The sequence below is a fragment of the Rhodococcus sp. JS3073 genome, assembly GCF_026810085.1.
GTDB classification, from domain to species: Bacteria; Actinomycetota; Actinomycetes; order Mycobacteriales; family Mycobacteriaceae; genus Rhodococcus_F; species Rhodococcus_F wratislaviensis.
On record NZ_CP113951.1, the window covers coordinates 5,418,565 to 5,437,789 of the forward strand.

The 19,225-nt window shown below is 66.7% G+C and carries 19 protein-coding genes; 5 read left to right on the top strand and 14 right to left on the bottom strand.

From position 1 onward, the window contains the following. Positions 1 to 12: 12 nt before the first annotated feature. From OYT95_RS24425 to OYT95_RS24445, 5 genes are read right to left on the bottom strand one after another with little or no spacing between them, the layout of a single operon-like run. The gene (locus OYT95_RS24425; protein ID WP_268789350.1) at positions 13 to 516 is read right to left on the bottom strand and encodes an aromatic-ring-hydroxylating dioxygenase subunit beta; all 504 of its coding nucleotides are present in this window, start codon (positions 514 to 516) and stop codon (positions 13 to 15) included. After that, complete coding sequence (locus OYT95_RS24430) at positions 506 to 1,807, bottom strand: aromatic ring-hydroxylating oxygenase subunit alpha (protein ID WP_268789351.1); 1,302 nt, start codon at positions 1,805 to 1,807, stop codon at positions 506 to 508. Before OYT95_RS24430 ends, OYT95_RS24425 begins: the two co-directional genes overlap by 11 nt. 11 nt (positions 1,808 to 1,818) lie before the next feature. After that, a complete protein-coding gene (locus OYT95_RS24435) occupies positions 1,819 to 2,307 on the bottom strand; it encodes a nuclear transport factor 2 family protein (RefSeq protein WP_268792268.1) in 489 nt (162 codons plus the stop codon). A gap of 5 nt (positions 2,308 to 2,312) precedes the next feature. Further along, positions 2,313 to 2,690: a hypothetical protein gene (locus OYT95_RS24440; protein WP_268789352.1), complete on the bottom strand. Its 378-nt coding sequence runs from the start codon at positions 2,688 to 2,690 to the stop codon at positions 2,313 to 2,315. Positions 2,691 to 2,717: 27 nt separating this feature from the next. Beyond that, on the bottom strand, positions 2,718 to 3,878 hold the full coding sequence (locus OYT95_RS24445) for an acyl-CoA dehydrogenase family protein (protein ID WP_037231118.1): 1,161 nt from the start codon (positions 3,876 to 3,878) through the stop codon (positions 2,718 to 2,720). 199 nt (positions 3,879 to 4,077) lie between these two features. Here OYT95_RS24445 and OYT95_RS24450 point away from each other — a divergent pair, with 199 nt between their 5' ends. Beyond that, positions 4,078 to 5,583, top strand: a complete 1,506-nt coding sequence (locus OYT95_RS24450) for a PAS domain-containing sensor histidine kinase (RefSeq protein ID WP_268789353.1) — start codon at positions 4,078 to 4,080, stop codon at positions 5,581 to 5,583. Between the two features lie 97 nt (positions 5,584 to 5,680). After that, complete coding sequence (locus OYT95_RS24455) at positions 5,681 to 5,950, top strand: hypothetical protein (protein WP_128641156.1); 270 nt, start codon at positions 5,681 to 5,683, stop codon at positions 5,948 to 5,950. A gap of 81 nt (positions 5,951 to 6,031) precedes the next feature. Here the strand turns inward: OYT95_RS24455 and OYT95_RS24460 are convergent, their stop codons facing one another. From OYT95_RS24460 to styD, 8 genes are all read right to left on the bottom strand, one after another. Then, on the bottom strand, positions 6,032 to 7,741 hold the full coding sequence (locus tag OYT95_RS24460) for an amidohydrolase (protein ID WP_268789354.1): 1,710 nt from the start codon (positions 7,739 to 7,741) through the stop codon (positions 6,032 to 6,034). 32 nt (positions 7,742 to 7,773) lie between these two features. Then, positions 7,774 to 8,295 carry a DUF5134 domain-containing protein gene (locus OYT95_RS24465; protein WP_037231132.1) on the bottom strand — a complete coding sequence of 174 codons (522 nt, stop codon included), beginning with the start codon at positions 8,293 to 8,295 and terminating at the stop codon, positions 7,774 to 7,776. 7 nt (positions 8,296 to 8,302) lie between these two features. After that, a complete protein-coding gene (locus tag OYT95_RS24470) occupies positions 8,303 to 9,742 on the bottom strand; it encodes an APC family permease (protein ID WP_037231135.1) in 1,440 nt (479 codons plus the stop codon). Then, positions 9,735 to 11,693: a primary-amine oxidase gene (locus OYT95_RS24475; RefSeq protein ID WP_268789355.1), complete on the bottom strand. Its 1,959-nt coding sequence runs from the start codon at positions 11,691 to 11,693 to the stop codon at positions 9,735 to 9,737. The genes OYT95_RS24470 and OYT95_RS24475 overlap by 8 nt, the downstream gene beginning before the upstream one ends. Before the next feature lie 172 nt (positions 11,694 to 11,865). Beyond that, on the bottom strand, positions 11,866 to 12,435 hold the full coding sequence (locus OYT95_RS24480; protein ID WP_037231139.1) for a TetR/AcrR family transcriptional regulator: 570 nt from the start codon (positions 12,433 to 12,435) through the stop codon (positions 11,866 to 11,868). A 52-nt stretch (positions 12,436 to 12,487) separates the two neighbouring features. After that, a complete protein-coding gene (locus OYT95_RS24485; protein WP_037231140.1) occupies positions 12,488 to 12,808 on the bottom strand; it encodes a DMT family transporter in 321 nt (106 codons plus the stop codon). Positions 12,809 to 12,874: 66 nt separating this feature from the next. Further along, positions 12,875 to 13,990, bottom strand: coding sequence for an NDMA-dependent alcohol dehydrogenase (locus OYT95_RS24490; RefSeq protein WP_268789356.1), 1,116 nt, complete (start codon positions 13,988 to 13,990; stop codon positions 12,875 to 12,877). A 39-nt stretch (positions 13,991 to 14,029) separates the two neighbouring features. After that, complete coding sequence (gene styD, locus OYT95_RS24495) at positions 14,030 to 15,517, bottom strand: phenylacetaldehyde dehydrogenase StyD (RefSeq protein WP_268789357.1); 1,488 nt, start codon at positions 15,515 to 15,517, stop codon at positions 14,030 to 14,032. A gap of 170 nt (positions 15,518 to 15,687) precedes the next feature. On the opposite strand from styD, the gene OYT95_RS24500 reads away from it, so the two are divergent. Together OYT95_RS24500 and OYT95_RS24505 are read left to right on the top strand one after the other, a co-directional pair. After that, positions 15,688 to 16,353, top strand: coding sequence for a helix-turn-helix domain-containing protein (locus OYT95_RS24500; protein WP_005255983.1), 666 nt, complete (start codon positions 15,688 to 15,690; stop codon positions 16,351 to 16,353). Between the two features lie 73 nt (positions 16,354 to 16,426). Continuing rightward, positions 16,427 to 17,023, top strand: coding sequence for a cupin domain-containing protein (locus tag OYT95_RS24505; protein ID WP_328286511.1), 597 nt, complete (start codon positions 16,427 to 16,429; stop codon positions 17,021 to 17,023). A 72-nt stretch (positions 17,024 to 17,095) separates the two neighbouring features. Here OYT95_RS24505 and OYT95_RS24510 read toward each other — a convergent pair whose 3' ends face one another. Next, positions 17,096 to 18,448, bottom strand: coding sequence for an ammonium transporter (locus OYT95_RS24510; RefSeq protein ID WP_268789359.1), 1,353 nt, complete (start codon positions 18,446 to 18,448; stop codon positions 17,096 to 17,098). A gap of 202 nt (positions 18,449 to 18,650) precedes the next feature. Between OYT95_RS24510 and OYT95_RS24515 the strand changes: the two genes are divergently transcribed. After that, the gene (locus OYT95_RS24515) at positions 18,651 to 19,202 is read left to right on the top strand and encodes a HutD/Ves family protein (protein ID WP_268789360.1); all 552 of its coding nucleotides are present in this window, start codon (positions 18,651 to 18,653) and stop codon (positions 19,200 to 19,202) included. Positions 19,203 to 19,225: the final 23 nt, after the last annotated feature.

Here is a 19,225-nt window from a genome sequence, read left to right on the forward strand (position 1 = left end):
GGAAGGTGCTGGTCAGAGCAGGTAGCCGGAGGCGTTGACCGCGGCCTGCGAGTTGACGAGCCGGATGACCTTGAGGTCCAACCGCGGCCCGCTCTCGGTGTAGCGAATGCGGTGCGTGACGTCGGCGGCGAGTGTCTGCTGATCGTCGCGCTTGAACCCCACGAGGATCTGTGCGGACCTCACCGTGATCGACTCCTCGGTCCGTTCCTCGACCGTGAAGCGCGAGACGGTGCGGACCGTCCGGGCGGCGGCGAGCGCGGACATCGAGTAGCCGGAGGTCAGGCGTTCGATACGCATGCGCCGCATGCGAGTGTCGTCGTTGACCATGTTCAGCGATCCGTCGAAGTCGTCGGTGTCCGGATCGATGGGAATGACGTACCGGCCTGCGTCGGTCCAGAGGGCGTCCCACGCCTGGTAGTCCTTGGCGTCGAGGAGGGCCGCCTCGTGCCAGATGAGTTCGATCGCCTGCAGTACCCGGGTGTCGGCGAGTTGGGCGGTCATCAGATCAGTGCTCATCGGTCATCATCCTCTTCCACATTGCGTAGGCCTCGCGCATGCCGGTCTCGTCGGTGACGTGCGAGGTGCGGTGTCCGTCGCTGTCGAGCGCTTCACGATTGAGACCGCGGTTCACCATGATCGGCATTCCGGGTGCGCCGCGGGACCCGCGTTGAACCCGGTCCCAGGCCTCGGAATCGTCGGGGCTGCCGAACCCGAACGGGCCCTGGAAATGTTCGTGAATGCGGAGGCGTTCGCGGTTGACGATCTCGGGTCCGCCGTCCATGCCGAGGGCGATGTGCCGGATCTCGGTCTCGTCGACGGAGATCGGGCGCAGTACCCGGAAGAACGACATCGACATCGCGACGTTGGGGAAGATGTTGAGGTTGAACCCGGCGCCGTGCATGGATCGGACGATGCGGCGGACCTTGTCGGCGGGCATCGTCTTCGACAGTTCTTCGACGATGTGGTCGAAACGGGCCTGAATCTTCTCGGTGCCGTCGTCGTAGTCCAGGTCGACGTGTTCCGGGACCATGATGGCGACGCTGTGGCCGTTCCCGAGCGCGTGGGTCACGGCGTTGTCATCGGTCATGAAGGAGAGCATGTCGGCCGTCTCGGCGTCGACGGAGGACATCCAGGACCGGTGCACGATCGGGAAGTGGTATCCGTCGGTGGTGTTCTCCAACTGGATCTTCCAGTTGCCGCGGAAGCGGAAGCAGTGTTCGCCCTGCGTCTTGATGGGGTACCCGGCGCCCTGCTTCATGAACAGGTCGATCCATGCCTTCGCGTCGCCGAGGAAGTCGTCGAGGGGTTCGACGTCGGGGTTGAAGCTGGCGAAGATCATCCCGGCGTACGACTCCACCCGCAGGCTCTGCAGGGGGAGGTCCTTCTTGTCGAGGTCCTCGTCGTAGCCGTCGGGGTACGGGATTCCCCGCAGACGACCGTCGAGGGCATACGACCAGCTGTGATACGGGCAGGTGAACCCGTTCGCCTTGCCCTTGGGGACCTCGCAGACGCTGGCTCCGCGGTGGCGGCACCGGTTCAGCAGGACATTGAAGTTCCCCTTGCGGTCGCGGTTGACGATCACCGGTTGCCGGCCGATGGTCGCCATCTTGTAGCTCCCCGCCTCGGGGATCTCGCTCTCGTGGGCAACCCATACCCACGTGCGGTAGAAGATCCTCTCGAGCTCCGCCTCGAACATGTCGGGATCGGTGTACAGCGATCCGTCCACGCGGTCGTCCGTGACGAGGTCGGCGAAGTTGGTGTCCGCGAATGTGGTGTCCGGGGTGGTGGGATCCAGCGAAGTGGTCATCACGTTCTCTTTCAATTCGATTCGAGCAGTCGTGTCGCCTCGTCGAGGCGAGTGACGAACAGCTTCTCGGTCGTGAAGTGCTTGATTCGGGCGGTACCGTCGACGAGTTCACAGTCGGCGGTGATGCGGGCGACGAGCAGTTCGGCCGATCCGTCCTCGTATCGCGACAGCTGCTGCATGATCCACCGCCCCTGCGCCGCGGGGCCGTCCACCTCGATCTGCTCACTGCCGAGCACATGCACATTTGCCCGGAAATGGGAGTTCGGTGGAAGGTACGCGGTGAGCATTCCGACGATCTCCGGCCGGCCCCGCCGCCTGCCGAACTTACGTGCGTACTCGGCGCCGATGCCTTCCCACACCGCGTCGGACGTGAACAGCGAGGCGAGTTCCTCGACCGAAAACTGGACGGAGGGAACATCGCACAGTTCCATGTACCGGCACATCACGCGGTGAACGGCCTCGCGGCTCTCGATGCGCTCGACTGCGGCCGCGGAGTGCATTCCGCTCACACGCCGAGGTCGACGTCTTCGCGGACGGTGAGCGCACGGCCGATGCGGGCCTCGATCTTCGCGTATCGCCACAACGTGTACTCGCCGACCCGGGTGGTGCGGAAGAGGTTGCAGACCGCCTTGACGGTCTCCTGGGTGTCGACGTCGGCGAGGATGTAGCACGTCCAGGGCCAGCCGTCCGACGGTCCGACCATGTGGCTGTCGTCGTCGATGTCCCCGATCACGCGGACGCCGGGTGTCTCGGCCACCGCGTCCATCATCCCGGAGAACGCCTTCCACACCAGCCCGCCCTGGCCGGTCGGGAGGTCGAAGAAGTTCTGGTTGATGCCGATGCAGAACAGCACTCGCAGCGGTGCGGTCTTGGTGTCACTCACGATGATCTCCTCGATTCGAACGGGTGGTCAGATGAAGCCGGGGAACGGCGGGATGTCCATCAGCACCGCACCGGCGCTGTCGTAGATGCCGTCGCCGAGGAAGGCGTGCTGCGGCGGGACCAGGGCCTCGCGCATGTACCGCTGCATCGCGTTGCCGTCGTAGATCGCGCCGGTGCCCGACAACTGGAACGCGGTGTGCACGGCGGAAGCGCCGGCCTTGGCCACGTGTGTCGAGGACAGGCGGAGAAGTGCGGCAAGCTTGTCCGGGACGGGATCGCCGGCGACCACCGTGGCGTACGCCTCGTCGGTGACCTCGTAGAAGAAGGCGCGGGCCGATCTCAGTGTCGCCTCCGCCTTGGCCAGGTCGATGCGATAGTAGGCGCGATCGGCGAGCTTGGGCGCCCCGGTGATTCCCGTGCGTCCCGCACCCACCTTGATCGCATAGTCGAGCGCGGCGCGCCCCACACCGAGATTGACGACGGCCAGAACCTGGGCGGCGTAGGCGATGGAGGGATACCGGTACAGGGGTTCGTCGACAGTGGGGGTTCCGCCCCGGATGAACGTCCAATCCTCGGGTACGACGACGCCGTCGACCTTCAGTTCGTGGCTTCCGGTGCCCGACAGTCCGACCACGTCCCAGTTCTCGACGATCTCGACGTCCTTCGGCCACAGCAGGGCGGTGCGCGGCTTCCCCGCGGTGGAGTCGCCGCCGCGAATCCCGACGCCGAGGATGTCGGCGCCCTTGCATCCGCTGGCGAATTTCCACTGCCCGGTGATCTTCAGACCGCCGGGCACCTGCTCGGCGGGTTGCACCGGGAACAGCCCGCCGGCGAAGACGAGGTCGGGGCTGTCCTTGTACAACTCCGCCTGCGTCGCGAGTGGCAGTGCCGCCAGGTACACGAGCGCGGAGCCGAAGCTGGCGACCCAGCCCGCCGACGCGTCCACCGCGGAGATTCGTTCGATCATCCGCAGAAACTCGCTCGGGGGCAGTGCGTCGCCGCCGAATTGGCGGGGTGTCGCCGCCCGGTAGATGCCGATCTGCTTGAACTCGTCGATCATGTCGCGAGGCACGAACTTCTGGCGCGCGAACTCTTCCCGCCGCAATGCGACGTGCTCGAGAACGTCCTCGAACGACAGCGTCCCGTTCGCGGCGGCATCCGTCGTTTCGAGGGTCGGTGCGTTGGTCATCAAATACTCCGATCGACGCGAAGAAGGAAGGGGTGTGGCGTGTTTCGTGTCGAAATCAGGCTATTGCGGTGGTGGGCATCACTCAATCGGTGCTTCCTCCCGCGGACGTGCAGAGATGTCGCCTCGGAGTAAAGGATTTCCCTATCGTGTCCGTGGTCCGTCCGCTCAGTAGACTCGAGATGAGCCGAAGGAGGCCGCATTGTCCGATCTCGCGCCGTCCGACTACGAACGACTCGTCGAGTCCCTTCGCTACTGCGTCCTGGTCCACGATGCGGCGACCAAGGACATCCTCTGGGCGAACAGGGCTGCGTCGGAACTGCTCGAATTCACGGTCGAAGAGCTCAAACCGCTCAAGGCGCCCGATATGAGTTCCCCGGCGAAGCGGTACCGCCGGTCGGTGGGACGGCGGTGGCTGCAGGAGGCCGTCGACAACGGGGCGGCGGTCATCGAATGGGCGTATCGCGCGAAGAGCGGGCGAGAAGTCCTGACGGAGGCGATCGCGATACGGGTCGAGTTGAGCGCCCGGACCGTGGTGATGGTGCAGTTCCGCGACATCGAGCAGGAAACGTCGATGCGTCGCGACCTCACCCGCACCGAGGCCGATCTCACCCGTACCGAGGCCCGCCTGGCCGCCTTCCTGCGGAACATGGCCGAAGGAATCCTCGTCCTGGACGACGACAGCCGAATCACATATGCGAGCGAGGCGGCGTCGCAGCTCCTGAAGGTTCCGGTGGCATCTCTGGTCGGCGAACGCTTCACGGAGTTCTGCCGGGCGGGGCAGTCACGGGAGAGCGTGCGCCGCGCGTTGGAACTCACGACCGTCGACGGGGGTTCCCAGAGTCTGCGCTACGAGGTGGAACTGACCTCCGAGGAGCGCCGGTGGCACGCGGGGAGCTGCCAGCACATCGGTATCGAGAACGATCTGAGCGGCCACCTGCTGCTCTTCCACGACGTCACCGAACACGTCCGCACCGAGCAGGAGCACGAACGGGATTCGCAGTACCTCAACTACCTGGCCCGCTACAACGCGATGGGCGACATGGCGATGGCCATCGCCCACGAGTTGGCCCAGCCGCTCGCGGCCGCCACCAATTTCATCGCCGGAACGCAGAGCCGCCTCGACGACGGCCGGAGCGATCACGACGAGGTGAGCTGGGGCCTGAAGGAGGCGCGTAAGCAGATCGACCGGGCCAATCAGATCGTCCGGAGTCTGCGTGAGTACGTGACGCAACTCGAGGAGTCCCAGCAGATCGTCGATCTCAACGACATCGTGGACGAATGCGCGTACTTCATCGACATCCGGGCGCGGCAGAAGGGCGTTCACGTCGAGTACCTCCGTGCGCACGACACGGTCGCCGTTGTGTGCGAGCGTGTGCTCACCGGGCAGGTCATCCTGAACCTGTGTTTCAACGCGATCGACGAGATGTCGGAATGGCCGGCAGCCGACCGCATCGTGACGGTACGCACCGACATCACCGAGACGGAGGGCGTCGTGAGCGTCGAGGACCACGGCAAGGGTCTCTCGCACATCCCTGACGGCCGAATCTTCGACGGCGCGTTCACCTCGAAGTCCACGGGTCACGGAATCGGGCTCGCGTTGAGCCACCGCATCATCACCCGCCAGGGCGGGACCCTCACCGCGCGTGAGAACGATCCACACGGAGCGGTCTTCACGTTCACGTTGCCTGCCGATCCGAACCACTGAGAAGCGGGACCTCGCGCAGGTAAAGGTTTCTTGGATTCCGTTGGGCACGATCCGGTTCTAGCGTGGTGGAAAACACCACCGCGGCCGGAGGTACCTCGTGGACTACTCGCATCATCACCGGACATTCCTGACCTGTTACGCCGACACCCACCGCTACGGCTGGCATCACGTCGACCTCTTCGTGCACGACGAGGACGGCAACGAAGTGAACTGGGTGCACTGGCAGGTGCGGGAGGACGGACCGGACGGAGCCGACGCGGCCACCGCGCGCGTCGAGCCGAACCTGAGACGGACCACCGAATGGCACCGCGGAATCAGCGCCGACGGAAGCGAGTACTGGATCGCGGAGGCGGCATGGGCTCAGTGAACCGGCGGATCGGGTAGACGCCCAACAGCCGGTTCGCCGACCAAGCGGCGAACCGGCTGTTCCGACATATCGGTACCGGGCTTACGCGACACTCTCTGTGACGCGCTGGAACACGACCTTCCCACCCAGCACGGTGGAGACGACCTGCATTGCCGGGATGTCGTGCGGGTCGGCGGTCTCGAGGTCGCCGTCGAGGATGCACAGGTCGGCCACCTTGCCGACCTCGAGTGATCCCTTCCAGTCTTCGGCGAAGTCCTGCCAGGCCGCGTTGATCGTGTAGGTGCGGACGGCGTCGGCGAGGCCGATGCGCTGGTCGGGTCCGCTCACCGCGCCGCTGGCCTTGCTCTCGCGCAGGATCATCGTCGAGATGCCCTGGCGCCAATCGGGCGGTGTGACCGGCGCATCGGAACTGCTCATCAGGTGCACCCCGGATTCGACAGCGCTGCGATAGGGCCATTCGTAGGCGGCTCGTTCGGTTCCGACCACCCCGACCTCCAGGTCGGCGATCGTCCACTTGATCGTCGGGTTCATATTGACGCCGATGCCGTTCTCGGCCAGGCGCTTCAGGGTGGCTTCGCTGATGAAGTCGCCGTGGATCAGGTAGTGCCGGGCATCCTCTCGGGGGTGCGCATTCTGCGCGGCGATGATCGCGTCGGCGACGGTGTCGATGGCACGGTCACCGGTGACGTGCACCCCGATCTGGTAGCCGGCCTCGTGGCCGATGCGGACCATCTCGGTCACCTCGTACACCTGACGTACGTCGGTGTCGCCGCCGACGCAGAGGGAGCCGCAGCCGCCGCCGACGTACTCCTCGTGCATCCACGCGGTCTTGCTCGGCGGGATGCCGTCGGCGAACACCTTGACCCCGAGAACCCGGAACATCCGTGGGTCCACCGTTTCCGGAACCTCGATCTCGGTGAGGTTCCGTCCGAAATCCTCAGCCGATCCGGACATTCCGGTGGGCAGGAGGAGAAGGTTGACGCGCGCACCGAGTTCGTCGCGGCGGGCGAGGTCGGCATACACCGCGAGGCCCTCGGCGCCCATCGCCCCGCCGGCGAGGGCCTCGCCGCCGGGTCCGATCGCCGGATCGGTGAAACTGGTGATCCCCTCGCTCTGCAGGATCGAGATCGCCGAGCGAAGTGCCTCCTCCCGGCGCTCCCGGGTGAGGGCCGGAAGCACACGCTGGACGAGTGCCTGCGCACCCTCCATGACGATGCCGGTCAGCACGCCGTCCTCGCCGACCGGCATGCGGCTGCCGGGCGGCAACGGGGTGGTCTCGTCCACCCCGGCGAGCGCCAGCGCCGCGCTGTTCACCCACGACGTGTGCCGGGAGAAGTCCTGAAGGAACACGGGATTGTTCGGCGACACCTCGTCGAGGTCCCAGCGGGTCGGTGTCCGTCCGTCTTCGGCGAGACACTCGTCGAGATAGCCGTCGTCCCAGCCGGTTCCGATGATCCACGCACCGTCCTCGGCCGCTGCGGCGGCCTCACGCACGAGTTCGCGGACGTCGGCGATCGACCGGACCGTCGGGAACGACACGTCGAGGGACAGCGGCGGTGTGTCCAGACCGTACGCAATGGCGTGCAGGTGCGAATCGTTGATTCCAGGGAGGATCGTCTTCCCGCCCAGGTCGGTGACCACGGTGTCCGGTCCGATCAGCGGCTCGATCTCCGCATCGCTGCCCACCGCGTGGACGAGTCCGTCACGCACCGCGAGGGCGGTGGTGATCGTGAAGTCCTCGTCGACGGTGAAGACCTTGCCGTGGATGTAGACGGCATCGGCGTAACTCATCGGTTCCTCCAGGTTGCTGTCGGGGAGTGCGGTCAGACGGCCATCGGGGCCATGCCGAGGATCATCAGTGCGGATCCCGCCGCCGCGGTCCTGACGCCGGACCGGCGTTCGCGGGGTGGGGTGGATCGAAAGAGGTGCAGTGCCACCAGGGCCCAGCACACGAGGACGACCACGGGCAGCCAGCCCGTCGAGATTCCGGCGCCGCCGTGATGGTGGCCAGGCGGCACCGAAGCCGACGCCCCGGGCATCGGTGCCGCGGTCGGAGCGAGCAGTAGCAGCACTCCCATGGCCGTGAGATCCACCGCGCAGGGGACGGCGGTCCGGCGGTGCATCGTCTCGCCGGTGACGAACAGGGCGAGGGCGATGAGCACACCCCCCTCCAGCAGATGAATCCATGCCGGCGCACCGGGAATCATCATGGCCACCATGGACACCGCCATCGCGCCGTGCGCGATCCGGACCCTGCAGTCGGTGCCGTGCGCCCGCCACATCGGCATGACAGCGCCGACGGCTCCGACCAACATCGCCGCGTGCACGGCCGGGATCTCGAACATCGTGGACTCAGATCGTGGGAGTGAGTTCGCGGTCACGCTCGACGCCGGCCCGGTTCTGTCTGGTGACCCGGGCGACGACCAGTCCGGCGACGAAGAACAGTGCGATTACGGCCAGCAGGATGTCGGCGAGCAGTGCAGACCCGCCGATCAGCGTGGTGAAGTTGTCGAGCACCAATCCGGTGACTGCCACCAGACCCACGCAACCCAGGACGGGAGCGATGCGGGTGTGCCAGATCCGGGTGTCCAGCCGGGTGCGGGCGAAGAACGCGATGATCGCGACGCTGGTGAGGACCATCAGCACCAGGATGCTCACGGTGGCCAGACCCGCCATCCAGGTGAACAGTTCCAGCACCGGGTCCGCGCCGACGAGTGCGAACACCCCCACGACCACCGTCGCGGAGATCGTCTGGGCGACCGAGCCGACATGCGGGGAACCGTGTTTGGCGTGGGTGCGGGACAGTGCGCGCGGCGCCGCACCCTTGCGGGCCAGGGCGAACACGTACCGGGAGATGGCGTTGTGGAAGGCAAGGAGCGCGGCGAACAGGCTCGTGACGAGCATGATCGCCATGACGTCGGCCGCGGGACCGCCCAGGAAGTGCGCGGCGGCGGCGAACGTCAGCCCGGCAGGATCGGCGGCGGCTGCGGCGGAGACGTTGTCGCTGCCGAACGCCAGCACCACGGCCCAGCTCGCCAGCGCATACACCAGTCCGATGACGATGACGGCGGCGTACGTCGCGATCGGAATCGTGCGGCGGGGGTTGCGGGCCTCCTCGCCGTAGATCGCGGTCGCCTCGAAGCCGATGAACGACGCGATCGCGAACATCAATGCGACACCGGGGGATCCGCTGAAGAACGACGTCGGGGTGAAGGACGCGAAGTCGATACCGGCAGCGCCGCCGCGCACCAGGACGCCGAACGACAGCGCCAGGATGATGCCGATCTCGAGCACGAGGAGCACCCCGAGGACCTTGGCACCGAGGTCGATGCTGCGGTATCCGAGCACCGCCACGAGAGCGATGAGCACCAGCGCCCACATCCACCACGGCAGGTCGGGTCCGCCGTACTGGACCACGAGGCCCTGAATCGTCGCGGCGGCCAGGCCGTACACGGCGGCCTGGATGGCGGTGTAGGTCAGCAGCGCGAGGCCGGCGGCCCCGAGTCCGCAGGATTCGCCCAGACCCTTGGCGACGTAAGCATAGAAGGCGCCGGTGTCGACCATGTGGCTGCTCATGGCCGCGTATCCGACGCTGAACACGAGCAGGACCAGCGCTGCAATGAGATACGCGGTCGGGGCGCCCGCGCCGTTGCCGATAGCGATCATGACGGGCAGAGCGCCGCCGATCGCGGTGAGGGGCGCCGCCGCGGCGATGACGAGGAAGACGATCCCGACGACGCCGATGGATCCGCGTAACTTGCCGGCTCCCGATCCCGTGGTGGTGTCAGACATCTGATCCCCCGTCCGAATGGCAGCTGCCGCCTCCGGTCGCGCAGTGCTTCGACACGGTGCGCGGAACGTCGAGAGAGGGGTTGCGGTCGAAGAAGCCGTTGGGCTTCAACGTGAATCCGGTGTAGTCGACTGGCATGATCGGCCAGTCCTCCGGTCGCGGGAAGTGGGTGAGCCCGAACGTGTGCCAGACGACGAGGTCCTCGTTCTCCAGATCACGGTCGCCGGCGACGAAGCTGGGCAGTCCGGCGCCGCCCGCGTGCTGGTTCACGAAATCCCCTGCCGCGTAACGCTCCTTCTCGTCGAACCGGGTGACCCAGAGGTGCTTGGTGGCGAACGTCGCCCGGGCCGCGATCGAGGAGTCGTCGTCGGCCAGCAGGATCGGCTGACCCTCCGGGTGGAGTGCGTACGCCACCGGCTTGCCCAGACGGTTCAGCTTGTTCGGGTTGCTGATGTGCCACACGCGTCCGACGCTGTTGTCCGCGAGGCGCTGCGCCTCGGATTCCTTCGTCAGCGGGGTGCGCTCGAGGGTGAACGCGTTTCCGTGCAGGTTCCCGGGGCCCATCTTCACCCGCTTGGTCTGCACCTCCTCGACGGAGTTGCGGTCGCCGTCGATCATCATGTCGAGGCGGGCGCTGAACAGGTGCTGGTGGTACGGGGCGCCGAGGCCGGGGGCGATCTCCGAGGCGTACGGGTAGTCGCCGCCCGGGTGACCCGACGTGAAGACGATGCCGGTGGCCTTGACCTCGAACTCGATGGTGCCGTCGAGGTACAGGTACCAGAAGAATCCGTAGTCGTAGTTGCCGATCGTGGTGAAGAAGGAGATGACGAGACGGCGCTGGCGGCGGGTCTCGGCGGACCCGGCCCACAGGTCGGTGTGCTTCCACAGCACGCCGAAGTCCTCCTCGTGCATGCACACGGCGTTCTTCAGCGTCTTGGGAGTGCCGAATTCGTCGGCGATGACGGCGTCGAAGTAGGTGATGTCGCCGACGCAGTCGCAGCCGAGTTCGAGGGCGTTCGCGTAGCGGCCCACCATGTACTCGCCGGTGTCGAAGTAGTTCTGCCACGACCGGACCGGCGAGGGGTCGCCGTAGGGCACCACCATCTCGGCGATGGACGCGCGGTGGATGATGGGGCGGACCCGGTCGCCGTCGGCGAATCCGAGCTGATGGAGCACGAGACCCTCGCGGGCGTCGAAGCCCACCCGGAACGACCACTTCTCCCAGTCGACGCGGTTGCCGTCGACGACGAAGCTGGGTCCCTCGGGCTGGGTGATCTCGATGGGCTTCTGGGTGGTGCGCAGGGGACCGGTGACGGCGAGGTCGTCGAAGTTGCCCGACTCCTCGGGGACCGGGACGGCACCGAGGTCGAGGACGTCGGTGACGGTCCGGTTCATGACGTCGACGAATCCGACGAGCCCGTCGATCGGGTGGGCCCAGGCGTGATCCTTCGGGTGGTCCTGTCGGAACGCGAGCCCCCGGAGGATCCGCGTGCCCGTCTCCCCGGGGTAGTCGAAGACGCCGGCCGAGAGGGGAGCGACCCGGACGTCGGCGACGTCGAGTCCGCGGGCGGCGAGCGCGGCGAGCCAGCGTTCGTCGGCGGCCAGCACCTGCTCGACGAGCTCGAACTCCTCGTCCAGGACGGGCATCTGACCGTCGCGGGCGGCGTCGAGGGTCACCGAGCTGATCACCGACCGCTGGGTCACCGACACGACGACGTCCACTGCGTTCGGTGACGAGATGTCGTGCAGCAGAACGCGGAATCGGCGATCGGTCTCGGGGGCCTCCGCCGTGTACAGCGTCGACTTGTCCGGTTCCTCGAGGCCGACGTAGACGAATCTCGTCTGCTCGGTCAGCGCGTCGGCGGCCTCGAGGATCTCGCGGAGGGAGGCGATTTCTTCGACGGTCGGCAGCGACAGCGGGTGGTCGATACGCGCAGGGGAAAGGGTGGGCATGTCGCGATCCTTTGGTTCTACGGGTGTTGAATAAAAAGCCTAGTGACGTACGTTACAGCCGAGGTGTCCTCGTGTAAACAGTGAGTTTCGCGCCCGAACAAACTGACCGTTCGGTCAAAAACCGTTTTCTATCGGATTCCGCAGCAACGGTTTTGGATGAGCTCCGGAAAACTCAGAGTGCGGCGACGAACTGCTCGAGCATCTCCAGCTGACGCTCCGACGACGTTTCGCCCGGCGTGAGGACACCCAGAATCTGCATGCCCATCATCATGTTGAGAAGCTGCTCGACCACGATGGTGACGTCGATGTCGCCGACGGTGCCCTCCTCGCGCGCCTGCTCGAGGAAGATCGCCATCTGTTCGCGCCAATTGTCCATGGTGCGGCGGTTGGTGGCGGCCATCTGCTCGTCGTACATGGCCCGCGGCCACAGCGAGGCGGCGATCCGGGCCTCGAGAAGTTGCTCCTCGTTGATCGGCATCACTTCGCGGCAGAGGATGCGCAGCGCGTCGAGCCCGGTCGCGTCGCCGAGCGCCTCCGAGATCCGGCGGTCGGTGGCCTCGGAGATGTGCTCGTACGAGGTCCGGAGGATCTCGTCCTTGCCGGCGAAGTAGTGGCTCAGGGCGCCGTTGGTGTACCCGGCCTCGGTGGCGATGTCGCGCATGTTGGCAGCATCGATGCCGCGGGCGGCGATCAACCGCCAGGCTGCGGCGGTGATGCTTCGCCGACGTTCGTCGTGATCCACGAGCTTAGGCACGACGCGTACCTGCCCCACCAGCGATCATGCGACCACGGTATCAATGAGCTCCGCCGAGATTGAGAACGACCACTCCCGACACGACGAGCCCCAGGCCGAAGATCTTCGTCGCGGTCAGCGGCTCACCGAGGAACGCCGCGCCGATCGCGACGATCGCCGCCGTCCCGAGCCCCGACCACATGGCGTAGGCGATGCCGACCGGCACCGTCTTGACCGCCTGCGACAGGAACACGAACGCGAGAATGTACCCGGCGAGGCACCCGACCGTCGGCCAGAGCTTCGTGAAGCCCTCGGTGGACTTCAGCAGGCTCGTTCCGAAGACCTCGGCGGCGATCGCGGCAATCAGGAACACGTACGGCATGGGGACAGGGAACCATGTCGAGATCGGAGAGGCGTGCAGCGCCCCGCCGATCCCGACAGCGCCGATCTACGAGTACATGATGACGCCGCGGACGTTCTCGGCCTTCCGCATCGCCTCGTAGCCGTCGTTTATCTGATCGAGTGTGTATGTCCTCGTGATCATCTCGTCGAGCTTCAGCTGACCCTCCATATACAGGCGGAGCAGATGAGGGATGTCGAACCGGATGTTCGCGTTGCCGAACCACGCGCCCTTGAGAGTCTTGCGCATCGCCGTCAGATCGAACAGGTTCAGGTCGACGTCGCTCTGCGTGACGTCGCCGACCGACACGTGGACGCAGGTGCCGCCCTTGACCACCAGGCTCATTGCCGGCGCGATGATGCGGCCACTCGCATTCGCGACGGTGATGAGCACCTTGTCGGCGAGCTGGCCCCACGTCAGATCCTGGAGGAGGGGGAGCGCCTCGTCGATGCTCGCCGCGGTGTGGGTCGCGCCGAAGATCTTGGCCTGCTCCCGCTTGAACTCCGACGGGTCGACGACCACGACGTGCCGGGCCCCGGCGAGCGAAGCGCCCTGAACCGCCCCGCACCCGACGCCGCCCATGCCGATCACGACGACGGTCTCACCGGCCTGGACGCCGGCCGCGTACACCGACGACCCCCAGCCGGTGGTGACTCCGCAGCCGACCAGGGCGGCCTTGTCGAGCGGAATGTCCTTGGTGATCTTGACGCACGACGCCTCGTTGACCACCGTGTACGGCGAGAACGTCCCGATCAGGCACTGGATGGCAGCGTCCTTGCCACGAACGTGATGCCGGGCCGTGCCGTCCGAGATCTGCCAGCCCTCGAGCAGGTGGGCTCCCAGATCGCAGATGCTGGACTGCCCCGTCGCGCACTGCCGGCACCGGCCGCACGCGGGGATGAATCCGAGAGCGACGTGGTCGCCCTTCTCGACGCTGGTGACGCCGGGCCCGACCTCGAGGACGATTCCGGCGCCTTCATGGCCACCGATGAACGGGTAGTACTCGAGCGGCAGACTGCCGTCCCGGACATGCTCGTCCGAGTGGCACATCCCCGACGCCGCCAACTGCAGAAGTACTTCACCGTGCTTCGGCGGGTCGAGTTCCAGTTCTTCGATCTGCCACGGCTGACCGGGCTCCCACAGCACTGCTGCCTGGGTCTTCATAAGTCCTGCTCCTGTCCGACGACGTCGATGCGGTGGGGGTCAGAGGATGATAGTGACGACCTTCTCCTCGGTGTTGGCTTCGATTCCGGCCCAGCCGAGTTCGCGGCCGGTGCCGCTGGTCTTCATGCCGCCCCAGGGCAGGGCGGGGTCGATGGGTGCCCAGCCGTTCACCGCGACCGCTCCGGCGCGGACCTTGCCGGCGAGGGTATGGGCGTGGGAGACGTCGCGGGTCCAGATGGAGGCGGCGAGCCCGTAGTCGGTGGCGTTGGCGATCGCAATAGCCTCGTCGGTGCTGTCGAACGCGATGACGGTGCCGACGGGGCCGAAGATCTCCTCCCGCGCGATCGTCATGTCGTTGTTCGCGTCGGCGAAGATGGTCGGCTGGACGAAGAACCCGTCCCCGTCCGGGCGGCCACCGCCGGCGACGACCCGCGCGCCCTCGCTGCGTCCGGACTCGATGTAGCCGAGGACGGTGTCGCGCTGCTTCGCGTTGACCAGGGCGCCCATGGTGGTGGCCGGGTCGAACGGGTCGCCGAGGACCTGAGCGGACGCGGCGGCGGCGAGACCGTCGACCACCTGCGAGTACAGCGACCGGTGCACCAGGATGCGGGTGCCCGCGGCGCAGACCTCGCCCTGGTTGAAGAACAGTCCCATCGCGGTGCCGCCCACCGCGGCCTCGACGTCGGCGTCGGGGAGGATGATCTGCGGGGATTTGCCGCCCAGTTCGAGGGTGGTGCGCTTGAATGTGTCGGCGGCGCGCTTGGCGATGATCCGGCCGACGCGGGGGCTGCCGGTGAAGCTGATCTTGTCGACGCCGGGGTGGCCGGCGAGCGCGTCGCCCGTGACCTCGCCGAGGCCGGGCACGATGTTGACGGTGCCGGCGGGCAGTCCGGCCTCCTCCAGCAGCGTCGCCAGGTGCAGGATCGACAGCGGTGCGTCCTCCGGCGGCTTGACCACCAGGGTGTTCCCGGCGGCGAGGGCGGGGGCGATCTTCCACGCCGAGATCATCAGCGGGGTGTTCCAGGGGACGATCGCGCCGATCACGCCGACCGGTTCGCGGACGGTGTACGAGTGGGTGGGCCGGCCGAAGTAGCCGGCGGTCGGGATGGACTGGCCGGTGATCTTGTCGGCCCAGCCGGCGAAGTGCCGGAACGTGCCGACGGCCATCGGGATGTCGAGCATGGTGGGCTGGCTGACGGGCTTGCTGACGTCGAGGGCCTCGAGCCGGGCCAGGATCTCGCCGTCGCGTTCGATGAGATCGGCGACCTTGTTCAGGATCCGTCCGCGGGCGGCGCCGGGCAGCGACCCCCATTCACCGTTCAGCTGGGTGCGGGCGGCCCGGACCGCGTCGTCGATGTCCTGCGCGGTTCCGGCGGACACGTCGACGAGGGGCCGGCCGGTGGCCGGGTTCAGGTCCGTGAACGTCCCGCCGTCCGACGCCGGGCGCCACTGTCCGCCGATGAACAGCTGCGTTGCGGTTCCATCAGGAAGCCCTGTGGCACTGACGTTCTCGTGTACTGCGGTCATAGCGTCAACTCTCCCGGTGGTGTTGTGATGGCTGTCACAAGCATGCGGGCGTGGGCGCGGCGTCGTCTTGCACGCACGCGCATGGTTGTTGCTCGTATGCGCACCGATTCACCGTCCGGCGTAGTGAGTCGCAGTTTCCTGACAGTAAACGGCGCTGTTACGATGCGGACGTGACCACTCGACCCGAGACCGAGGTCCACCGCGACACGGGAGACCCCGCGCCCGTCGAACGCGAGGTGCCGTCCGACACGCCTACCGGGCCCGACCTCGAGAAGGTGATCGCCAGACAGGTCCGGTCGCTCCGCAAAGCCAGCGGACTCTCCGTCGGAGACATGGCGGCCAAGGTCGGAATCTCGAAGGCCATGCTGTCGAAGATCGAGAACTCGCAGACCTCCTGCAGTCTGTCGACGCTGGCGCGTCTGGCGGCCGGGCTCGACGTGCCCGTGACCTCGCTGTTCCGGGGTGCCGACACCGCCCGCGACGCCGTGTACGTCGAGGCGGGCCACGGTGCCGTCATCGTCGGGCGAGGCACCCGGGTCGGGCACCACTACGAACTTCTCGGCGCACTGCGTGGCCAGCACAAGCGGCTCGAGCCGGTGCTGGTCACGCTCACCGACTCCAGCGAGACGTTTCCGCTGTTCCAGCACGCCGGCACCGAGTTGCTCTACATGCTCGAAGGCGTCATGGTCTACGGGCACGGCGAGGCCGAGTACACGCTGCGGCCCGGGGATTCGCTGCTCCTCGACGGTGAAGGCCTGCACGGTCCCAACGATCTCGTGCGGTTGCCCATCCGGTTCCTCGCCGTCACCGCCTACCCCGACCACCACGAGGACTGACGACGAAATCGCGATTTCGACCTTCCTCGACCCCCGCGCCGGCGCGTAGAGTGGCGGGTGATTTCGAAAGGTCGTGGTTACGGTGCTGGCGACAGTTCAGATAGCGTCCGACGACAAGACCGCGCTGCCCTTCGACCACCTCGAGCCGGTCCACCTGGCCACCGCGGGCACGATCGGTGTCTACTATTTCGACTACGGCACCGACGCGCAGACGCACCCGAACGATCTCGGCGACTTTTACGTCGTGCAGATCCCGCTGTCGGGCACCGCCCGAATTACCTCTGGCGCGGAGGAGTTCGATTCGACGATGTCGGTCGCGTCGATTCTGCAGCCCGGACGCCCCGCCACCATGCAGTGGCACGAAGGGCAATCTCAGCTGATCATCCGACTGGCGCGCCTGAGTCTCGAGGAGCATTTGCAGGAAATCCTCGGAAGTCCGCTCGCGGAACCCCTGCGATTCGAGCCGCAGATGGAACTCGGAAGACCCGCGATCCGCGGGTGGCGGGAGTCGGTCGAACTTCTGGAGCACGAAGTAGCGAATCATGCCGCGATTTCTGCAGATTCGTCCGCCATGGAGGAATTCGACCTGATCGTGCTGAGCCAGTTCCTTTCCGCCCAGCCGAACAACTACAGCGCGAGGCTTCGGAATCTGGTCCAGAGCCTGACCTAGCCGGGGACGCGAGAGTGGCCCTGCCCCGCGGAGTGCTGCGGGTCAGGGCCACTGCCTGTGTCGGACGCTGGGTCAGGCCTTGGCGGGGTCCGCCGCCCTGGTCGTGATTGCTTCTGCACCGAGCACCGCGTCGGTGCCGTGCTTGGACGCGCCAGTGAGGCCGACGGCGTCGAGCACGTAGGCCGTCTCGCCGTGAACGGCCACGTCGAGACCGTCGTATTCGCTTTCCTGGTCGGCGCGGATGCCCATGAACTTCTTCAGTGCCAGGGCGATCACCAGCGTGACGACGAAGGAGTAGACGAGAACGGCTGCCACGGCGACACATTGGCGCCACAGCACGTCGACGCCGCCGCCGTAGAAGAGTCCCGCTGCGCCGCTGGGGGCGGCCGGATCTGCGAGGAATCCGATCAGAACGGTGCCGAGGACGCCGCCGACCAGGTGCACGCCGACGACGTCGAGTGCGTCGTCGTAGCCGAGCCGGTACTTCCAGGAGACCGCGAAGCAGCAGACCGCGCCGGCGGCGCCTCCGACGACCAGTGCGCCGAGGGGGGAGACGGCGCCACAGGCCGGTGTGATGGCGACCAGTGCCGCGATCAGACCCGACGCGGCGCCCAGCGACGTGGCGTGGCCTTCCCACAGTTTCTCGACGGCCAGCCACGCGCAGATGCCTGCACACGACGCGGCGACGGTGTTGAGGATGACGACGGACGCGCTGTTACCGGCGGACAGCGCCGAGCCGCCGTTGAACCCGAACCAACCGAAGAACAGGATGCCGGCTCCGAGCATGGTCAGGGGAAGGCTGTGCGGGCGCGGCGAGACGGGGAACGTCTTGCGGGCCCCGAGAACCAGGACGACGGCGAGAGCGGCAACGCCAGCGTTGATGTGTACTGCCGTGCCGCCGGCGAAGTCGACGGCGCCGAGCGTGTTGGCGATCCATCCGCCGATCACCGACCCGTCCTCGGAGTCGAACGCGAACACCCAGTGGGCGACGGGGAAGTAGACGAACGTGGCCCAGAGACCGGCGAACAGCATCCAGGCGCCGAACTTCATCCGGTCGGCCAGCGCACCCGAGATGAGTGCCACGGTGATGCCGGCGAACAACAGCTGGAAACCGGAGACCAGCGCGGGCGGCAGTCCGGGTTCGGCCGGCGCCTCCAGCAGCGCGCTCGAGCCGAAGAATTCGAGGGGGTCGCCCAGGATGCCGAGACCGCCGAGGGAGTTGCCCAGCACGGCGGAGTAGCCGAACACGATCCACAGCACGCCGACGACGGCGAACGCACCGAACGTCATCATGGCCATGTTGAGCGTGTTGCGCACGCTGACCATTCCGCCGTAAAACATGGCCAGGCCCGGCACCATGAGGCTCACTGCCGTGAAGGCCGCCAAAATCCAGGCGGTGTCGGCCGCAGCGACTGCTTCGTTCATAGTCGTCCACCTTGATCGAGGATGGCGGGACACTCGTTATGTCCGCCGTTGGGAATCAATGTCTAGCCACAGTGAACCAAAGAATAGATTGCGGAAATGGTTCGCCACGTGACGAATACGTAACCGATTTGGGCGTGCGCACCGTTTGTTTCCTGAATTAACAATGTATCGTGACAGTAGACGATGTCAGTGAGGAGAATGTGTGATCACAGTTCGCGAGGCCCGCATCATCCGGCGCTCGGACCGTCTGATCACCCCGTGGGCCAACGGCGCCGGTACGACGGCGGAGATCGCCGCCGGTGCCGTGTCCCGGTGGCGTTTCAGCGTCGCGACCCTCGAGGCGTCGTCGACGTTCTCGCCGTTCCCCGGGGTGGATCGGATATTCACGGTGATCGGCGACCATCCCGTGTCGCTCGACTTCGGCGACGCCCCGACCGTGGTTCCGCGGCTGAGTCCGACGGCCTTCGCCGGTGAGCGCGGGCCCGAGTGTGTGGCGGACGGACCGACCGAGGCGTTCAACGTCATGGTGCACAGGTCCACCGCCGCGGCCTCCGTGGACATCGTCGACATCGGAGCGGCGCAGGATGTGAACGCAGGCGGGCGGCTGTCCGTCCTCGTCCTGGTCCTCGGTGGGCGGCTGACGACGCACCTCGGCCCCGTCGAGCCCGGCGACTGCCTCCTCGTCGAGCAGGGGTCGGTCCGCGTGTCCGGGCCGGCGTCGGTCGTGCTGGCGGAGGTCTTCGACCGCACGTGAGTGGCAAAGCGTGCCGGGGCACA

Excerpts from the sequence above, each read along its gene's own strand:
- OYT95_RS24425 (WP_268789350.1), bottom strand. The coding sequence starts at position 516 with ATGAGCACTGATCTGATGACCGCCCAACTCGCCGACACCCGGGTACTG.
- OYT95_RS24430 (WP_268789351.1), bottom strand. The coding sequence starts at position 1,807 with ATGACCACTTCGCTGGATCCCACCACCCCGGACACCACATTCGCGGAC.
- OYT95_RS24435 (WP_268792268.1), bottom strand. The coding sequence starts at position 2,307 with ATGCACTCCGCGGCCGCAGTCGAGCGCATCGAGAGCCGCGAGGCCGTT.
- OYT95_RS24445 (WP_037231118.1), bottom strand. The coding sequence starts at position 3,878 with ATGACCAACGCACCGACCCTCGAAACGACGGATGCCGCCGCGAACGGG.
- OYT95_RS24460 (WP_268789354.1), bottom strand. The coding sequence starts at position 7,741 with ATGAGTTACGCCGATGCCGTCTACATCCACGGCAAGGTCTTCACCGTC.
- OYT95_RS24465 (WP_037231132.1), bottom strand. The coding sequence starts at position 8,295 with ATGTTCGAGATCCCGGCCGTGCACGCGGCGATGTTGGTCGGAGCCGTC.
- OYT95_RS24470 (WP_037231135.1), bottom strand. The coding sequence starts at position 9,742 with ATGTCTGACACCACCACGGGATCGGGAGCCGGCAAGTTACGCGGATCC.
- OYT95_RS24475 (WP_268789355.1), bottom strand. The coding sequence starts at position 11,693 with ATGCCCACCCTTTCCCCTGCGCGTATCGACCACCCGCTGTCGCTGCCG.
- OYT95_RS24485 (WP_037231140.1), bottom strand. The coding sequence starts at position 12,808 with ATGCCGTACGTGTTCCTGATTGCCGCGATCGCCGCCGAGGTCTTCGGA.
- OYT95_RS24490 (WP_268789356.1), bottom strand. The coding sequence starts at position 13,990 with ATGAAGACCCAGGCAGCAGTGCTGTGGGAGCCCGGTCAGCCGTGGCAG.
- styD (WP_268789357.1), bottom strand. The coding sequence starts at position 15,517 with ATGACCGCAGTACACGAGAACGTCAGTGCCACAGGGCTTCCTGATGGA.
- OYT95_RS24510 (WP_268789359.1), bottom strand. The coding sequence starts at position 18,448 with ATGAACGAAGCAGTCGCTGCGGCCGACACCGCCTGGATTTTGGCGGCC.